General features: G+C 56.5%; 5 protein-coding genes. 4 read left to right on the top strand and 1 reads right to left on the bottom strand.

Annotated elements, in window-relative coordinates; genetic code table 11:
- The first annotated feature begins 78 nt into the window (after positions 1–78).
- Complete coding sequence (locus GEU01_RS11140; RefSeq protein ID WP_014106769.1) at positions 79–1,110, top strand: IS110 family RNA-guided transposase; 1,032 nt, start codon at positions 79–81, stop codon at positions 1,108–1,110.
- Positions 1,111–1,350: 240 nt separating this feature from the next.
- On the opposite strand, the gene GEU01_RS11135 is transcribed toward GEU01_RS11140, so the two are convergent.
- The gene (locus tag GEU01_RS11135; RefSeq protein ID WP_019086147.1) at positions 1,351–2,082 is read right to left on the bottom strand and encodes a hypothetical protein; all 732 of its coding nucleotides are present in this window, start codon (positions 2,080–2,082) and stop codon (positions 1,351–1,353) included.
- Between the two features lie 400 nt (positions 2,083–2,482).
- Between GEU01_RS11135 and GEU01_RS11125 the strand changes: the two genes are divergently transcribed.
- The 3 genes from GEU01_RS11125 to GEU01_RS11115 all read left to right on the top strand — a co-directional run bounded on the left by GEU01_RS11125 (position 2,483) and on the right by GEU01_RS11115 (position 6,050).
- Positions 2,483–2,755: a hypothetical protein gene (locus GEU01_RS11125; protein ID WP_019086146.1), complete on the top strand. Its 273-nt coding sequence runs from the start codon at positions 2,483–2,485 to the stop codon at positions 2,753–2,755.
- A gap of 305 nt (positions 2,756–3,060) precedes the next feature.
- Positions 3,061–4,506, top strand: a complete 1,446-nt coding sequence (locus tag GEU01_RS22650) for a sugar porter family MFS transporter (RefSeq protein WP_019086145.1) — start codon at positions 3,061–3,063, stop codon at positions 4,504–4,506.
- 530 nt (positions 4,507–5,036) lie between these two features.
- A complete protein-coding gene (locus GEU01_RS11115) occupies positions 5,037–6,050 on the top strand; it encodes a zinc-dependent alcohol dehydrogenase family protein (RefSeq protein ID WP_026018673.1) in 1,014 nt (337 codons plus the stop codon).
- Positions 6,051–6,092 lie beyond the last annotated feature (42 nt).

Genomic DNA, 6,092 nt, shown 5'->3' with positions numbered 1-6,092 from the left:
CAGATGGGGTGGACGGCCTCCATGCGACATCAATGTGCCATGATGAGGTCGGAAGACCATTCAGAGGAGACCGCCCGGATGAAAGTTACCATAATCGGCCTGGATATCGCCAAGTCTGTTTTTCAAGTGCATGGCACGGACGCAAGCGGAAAATGTCTGCTCAAGAAGAAACTCGGGCGGAGTGAAGTTATCTCATTCTTTGAAAAGCTGGAGCGCTGCCTGGTCGTACTCGAAGCCTGTAGCACGTCGCATCACTGGGCTCGTGTCATCCGTGACACCGGTCATGAGGTAAAACTCATTCCCCCTGAAATGGTCAAACCATTTGTCAAACGTGGCAAGAAAAACGATGCTGTTGATGCCGCCGCGATTTGTCTTGCCGCGATCCATCCCGACACGCGCTTCGTCCCGATTAAAAATCGGGAGCAGCAAAGCCTGTTATCGCTGCACTCAACTCGTACCCTTCTGGTCAAACAGCAAACGATGCTGGTGAATGCGTTGCGTGCACTTGCAGCGGAATTCGGTTTGATTGTTCCCCTTGGAAATGCCCGTCTCCCCGAACTTCTGGCGAAAATCGAAACCTCATCCAATCTGCCTGATGCCCTGAAACAGACAACCATGCTGCTCTTTGAACAGTATGGTCGACTGAACGAAAGCATAGAAAACCTGGAAGGAGGTATCCGGACACATGCCAAACAGGATGAAGATGCTCGCCGTCTTTTGACCATCCCGGGCATTGGTCCGGTAACCGCCTCCCTGATTGTCGCGTCTGTTACCGATATTGGGGCCTTCGATACGGCCCGGCACTTCGCAGCCTGGCTTGGTCTCGTACCGCGCCAGCATTCATCGGGCGGAAAAACCCGATTGGGCAGAATTACCAAAACGGGCAACCGGGAAATAAGAAAGATGCTCGTTCTGGGCGCAACATCCATGCTTTACCGCGCACAGAAATGGGATAGCGCTGCGGGAGTATGGCTTTGCAAGCTTCTGGAACGTCGCCCGGGCCGTCTGGCAACCGTGGCGTTAGCCAACAAGCTGGCCCGGATCATCTGGGTTTTGTTGTCGCGCAAAGAGATCTATCGTCCGGCCGGTCGCAGTGTCGCTATAGTCTGACATGTACCACCAGGATGATGGATACCGGAATAAGCTCCGGTAGATCCGGCAGTATGCACTGACCGCGTGATGGGAAAGACTGTAATCAGAAGCAGTTCAGGCAATACCGAATGTCCCCATGTGCCATTGAGCACGAGATCCAGATTGGTGCCTGACACGCAAGCGAACACCCATGATGGCCAGCGAAGGATTTCGCATAAACAGGCCGGACATAAGGGCGCATCTGACCGGATCTCCACATCATGACAGTATCAGTGCATTTCGCTGGAGCGAAAATACGCAGAAGAAAGATACGACAATGCAATCAATGTGACCTCTTGCATCGTAAAGGCCGTCCACATAAGGGGACATGATAAAAGTTTTATCCTGTTTACTGACAATGGACCCGACAACCTGCATGTTGCATATGTCATGCGTCATGTCGGAACACTTGACGACCGCCTTGCGCAGGTCGCTTCCATCAGCAACATTCTGTACGCTGAACGCCAGATACTGGTAATCACCAGCCGTACTGGATTCCAGCGCGGCCTCTGTCGATATGATACATATATTGGCGCTCAGGACACATGACCCGCGGCCATTGACCTGAATATGCCTGCCTATGATGGAATTCCCGGCGGCAATCACGTCAATGATACTATAGACCGGCGTAACAGGCGGGGCCTGCGGTGCAGGCGATGACGCGCCTTTGGCCGCCTGCTGCGCGGCCATGAAGTTTTTCATGTCCTGATCGGTCGCGGCATCAATGCATGGCTGTCTTAATACAGCATTCGTCCGGAACGCTTCATTACATCTGCGCGTCATGTATTCCAGCGCGCCCTGCGACTGCACTTCCTGCGCATCGGCAGGCGTGGCAAATTCACTATTGGCAATGTCACGGCCAGTACGCTGCGCAAACTGGGCTGGCGTTTCCTGTGTGCCACCGTCCTGAGCCTGCGCGGCTGATACACCGGCCAGTAATACAAATATCAAAAATGTCAGTCTATTCACATTTCACCTATAGTAAATAAAACAATACCATAATTTTTCATCACTGGCCATGCTTTCATGGCAACATACTTCATGCCTGCCAGCACGGAAAGTCACGCCCGCAGCACTTGCCGACATTCAGGCAGAGGTCAGATGAAAGATGGCAGGAACATTCTGGCAATGCGCGCCGCGTGACCACGGCGGTCCATCCATAAACCACGCCACGGTTCCATGCCCGGCCATCAGTCATGACCGGAACCCCTGCACCCGTTGATGAACGATACCGTATCGTTTATATAGCCCGGAACAGAGTCAGTGCACCGCGGGTGCAGCGGGCACTGATCGGATCGATACATGCGAAAAGGGATGGTTCATGACCACAAGAACAAAAAGATATCGGATCATGAAGACCGGCATCAACAGCGCAGGGGCGCTCGTCCTGCTCTTATCGGGAATGAATACGTGCCTGGCCGCCGGGAGCACACGCGCGCGCGAAGCCCATGCATGTGAAAGGGATGCATTCAAATTCTGCGGGAAGGACATTCCCAACAAGAAAAAAATTGCAGCCTGCCTGCAGGCCCGACGCGAACAGTTGCGCCCGGCCTGCCGTGCCCTGTTTCCTGTTGCCGGGACACTACCCGGAAACGACGCACAGGCCACGCATATCGTGGACTAGCCGCCAGCGGAGGGCAGGGAAGAGCACAGGCGGAAACCGCCGCCGCAAATATTATTCCCTGCCGATCGCAATGTAGTGACCGCCACCGTGGGAACATGTCGAGTATCAGCGGCTGGTTTCGCCCATCGGCACAGAAATGACGAAGCACAACCGAAAAAGGAACAGACAGATTTCCTGACATTTCAGAAATTATGCAACCCGACAGGTGCGCCAGGTGTTTTCCGGTTTCATGGCATGAAAGAAATAAACAGCTTTCAGTGCCCATCCGTTCAGGGGAACACGGTTGAAAGACTGTGGATGCATGAATGAAAACGCTTACAGACGCACGGAAGCTGGTAACGAAAATTGTCGTGGTCGTCACGATGGGTGCGCTCGCATTCGGCTATGACACGGGGGTGATCGCAGGCGCGCTTCCATTCATGCAACTGCCATCCGCGCAGGGCGGGCTAGGCCTGACCCCGCTGACCGAAGGGCTGGTCACGTCCGCGCTGGTGCTGGGGGCGGCCGTCGGGTCGCTGCTGTGCGGTATCGTGGCGGACCGGGTGGGGCGGCGCGACAGCCTCATGGGGCTGTCCGTGATCTTCATGTTCGGCGCGATCGGCACGTCACAGGCCCCTACGGTCCCGGTCATGGTCGTGATGCGCGCCGTACTCGGCTTTGCCGTCGGCGGCGCGTCCGCCCTTGTCCCGATGTTCATTTCGGAAATGGCGCCGCCGGGCAGGCGTGGGCGGCTGGTCAGCCAGAATGAGATGATGATCGTGACCGGGCAACTGGTCGCCTATGTCCTCAGCGCCCTGCTGGCGCGGTTTTCCGGGGCCAATGATATCTGGCGCACCATGCTTGCGATCGCGGCGGTCCCGGCTTTCCTGCTGGGGCTTGGTCTGGTTTTCGTGCCGCGCTCCCCCCGCTGGCTGGCCAGCCGTGGCCGGACCGACGAAGCGCGGAAGGTGCTTGAACTCATCCGCTCGACCGACACACAGGTCAGCAGGGAAATGGGGGAAATCAGGGCACAGGTGAACGAGGAATCCGACCAGATGGGCTGGCGCGAGGCCCTGGGCACGGTCTGGATCCGGCGCCTGCTGCTGGTCGGGATCGGGCTGGGGTTTTCCGCCCAGTTCACCGGCGTGAACGCCTTCATGTATTTTACGCCCATCATCCTGCGCCAGACCGGCCTGGGCACCCAGGCGGCCCTGACCGCGACAATCGGCGCGGGTGTCGTCGCGGTCATCGCAACCTTTCTGGGGATATGGATGATCGGGCGGTTCGCGCGTCGTTTCACGCTTCTGGGCGGCCTTGCCGGTGTCGTATGCGCGCATCTGGGCCTTGGGGCGACGTTATTGCTGATGGGTGGATCGCCCATGCAGGGCATGGTGGCGCTGGGCTTCATCCTCGTGGCGCTGCTGTTCATCCAGATGATGGTCTCACCGCTGTACTGGCTGCTGATGTCGGAACTGTTCCCGATGCGCGCGCGTGGCATCCTGACCGGGCTGTCCGTTGCGGCCCAGTGGGTTTTCAACGCCACTGTTTCCTTCCTGTTTCCAGCCGCCCTGCACTGGATTGGCGCGTCGACCTTCTTCGCCTTTGCCGCGATCAATCTGGTTTCCCTGATGTTCGTGGCAAGGTTCCTGCCGGAAACGAAAGGCCTGTCGCTGGAAAAACTGGAGGGGCACCTGGAAAATCACTTTTCCCCCGAAGGCCGCCCCGATGTCCATGCCGGCAACGACCCGCACGGCCTGGCGCGTGGCCTGTAACCGGCGGATTATGGCATTGCGGTAAAGCAATAATGAATAACCATGCGCCCTGAATGTCCATATTTATTTAAATTATAATAATTTTCATAATATAATTTAATATAAATTCCTGCCCGCAGATCATATGTTCAGCTTCGCGTCAGGTTTTTCTGTCATAACTCAGGATGGCGTGGGCTTTATATATGATGGGGAACAGGGCAGGCATGCGAAAGATACTTCTGGCCGGTCTAGGCACAGGACTCATTCTTTGAGATGGAAGATGAAGCCTGCTGCGATGTGGATTGCAGACATGAATGTATGAGCGCAGCGGTCGTATCTGGTCGCTACACGTCACTCACTGCCTGACCTCCATCGGTAAGCCTGTGAATCACAATGCCTCACTCAGTTCAATAAATTAACAGGTCCTGAGTCTGGCAATACAGGGAAAGAAAGATGTGTATCCACATGAGATTTCATGAAATGGCCTGACATTGGAAATGCTCCGCCGTCTCTGATATCCCGGTTATGAGAGCAGAAAGGAGAAACCGGTCATGGTCAGGACAATAGTGGTGCGGCCTCCGGGTGGTTTTGAAAATGTAACCATCACGGAACAGGCGGCAAGGGCTCCGGCACATGGTGAAATCAGGGTCAAGCTGCATGCCTCATCCCTCAATTATCATGATTATGCCGTTGTAAGCGGCATGTGGGGGCCGACCGTTCCGCGCATTCCCATGGCGGACGGGGCAGGCGAAGTGATTGAAGTTGGCGCGGGCGTTACGGAATTCGCGCCCGGCGACAGGGTGGTCAGCACTTTCTTCCCTACCTGGCTTGCTGGCGCACCGCATGTGATCGGATTTACCACGGTGCCGGGCGACGGGGTTGATGGCTATGCGCGTGAAGATGTCACGGCGCCCGCGACCTCGTTTACACATGCCCCGCGCGGCTGGACCCATGCCGAGGCCGCGACACTGACCACGGCGGGCCTGACCGCATGGCGTTCCCTGTTTGTCGATGATCAGGTCAGGCCCGGCAGCACCGTGCTGGTGCAGGGGACAGGTGGCGTATCGATATTCGCGCTTCAGTTTGCCAAGATGGCCGGGGCGACAGTTATCGCCACGTCTTCCAGTGACGAAAAACTCGAACGCCTGCGCGAACTGGGGGCAGATCACCTGATCAACTACCGGCACGATCCCGCATGGGGTAAAACGGCCTGGGAACTGACCGGCGGGACAGGGGTTGACCATATTATTGAAGTCGGCGGCGCCAGGACCCTCGAACAGTCAATGGAAGCCGTCAGGGTGGGAGGGCATATTTCCACCATCGGCATTCTCAGCGGGGTTTCAGGCCAACTGGAAATCGTGCCGATGTTGCTGAAGCAGTTCCGCCTGCAGGGCGTGCTTGTCGGGTGCCGGGCAGATCAGCAGGCCATGATAAGGGCATTTGACGGTAATGCCTTCCGGCCCGTCATTGACCGTATATTCCCGCTGGAAAATATTGTGGACGCCTTCAGATATCAGGAAAGCAACCGGCATTTCGGCAAGATATGCCTTGATTGCCAGAAATAGGGCAGGGCAGCCGGGATAAGAACCTGTCCTTTCCGCCTGCTG

Origin of the sequence: Komagataeibacter europaeus LMG 18890, assembly GCF_000285295.1 — a bacterium.
Lineage (GTDB): Bacteria > Pseudomonadota > Alphaproteobacteria > Acetobacterales > Acetobacteraceae > Komagataeibacter > Komagataeibacter europaeus.
This window is presented reverse-complemented; position numbering and strand designations above follow the sequence as displayed.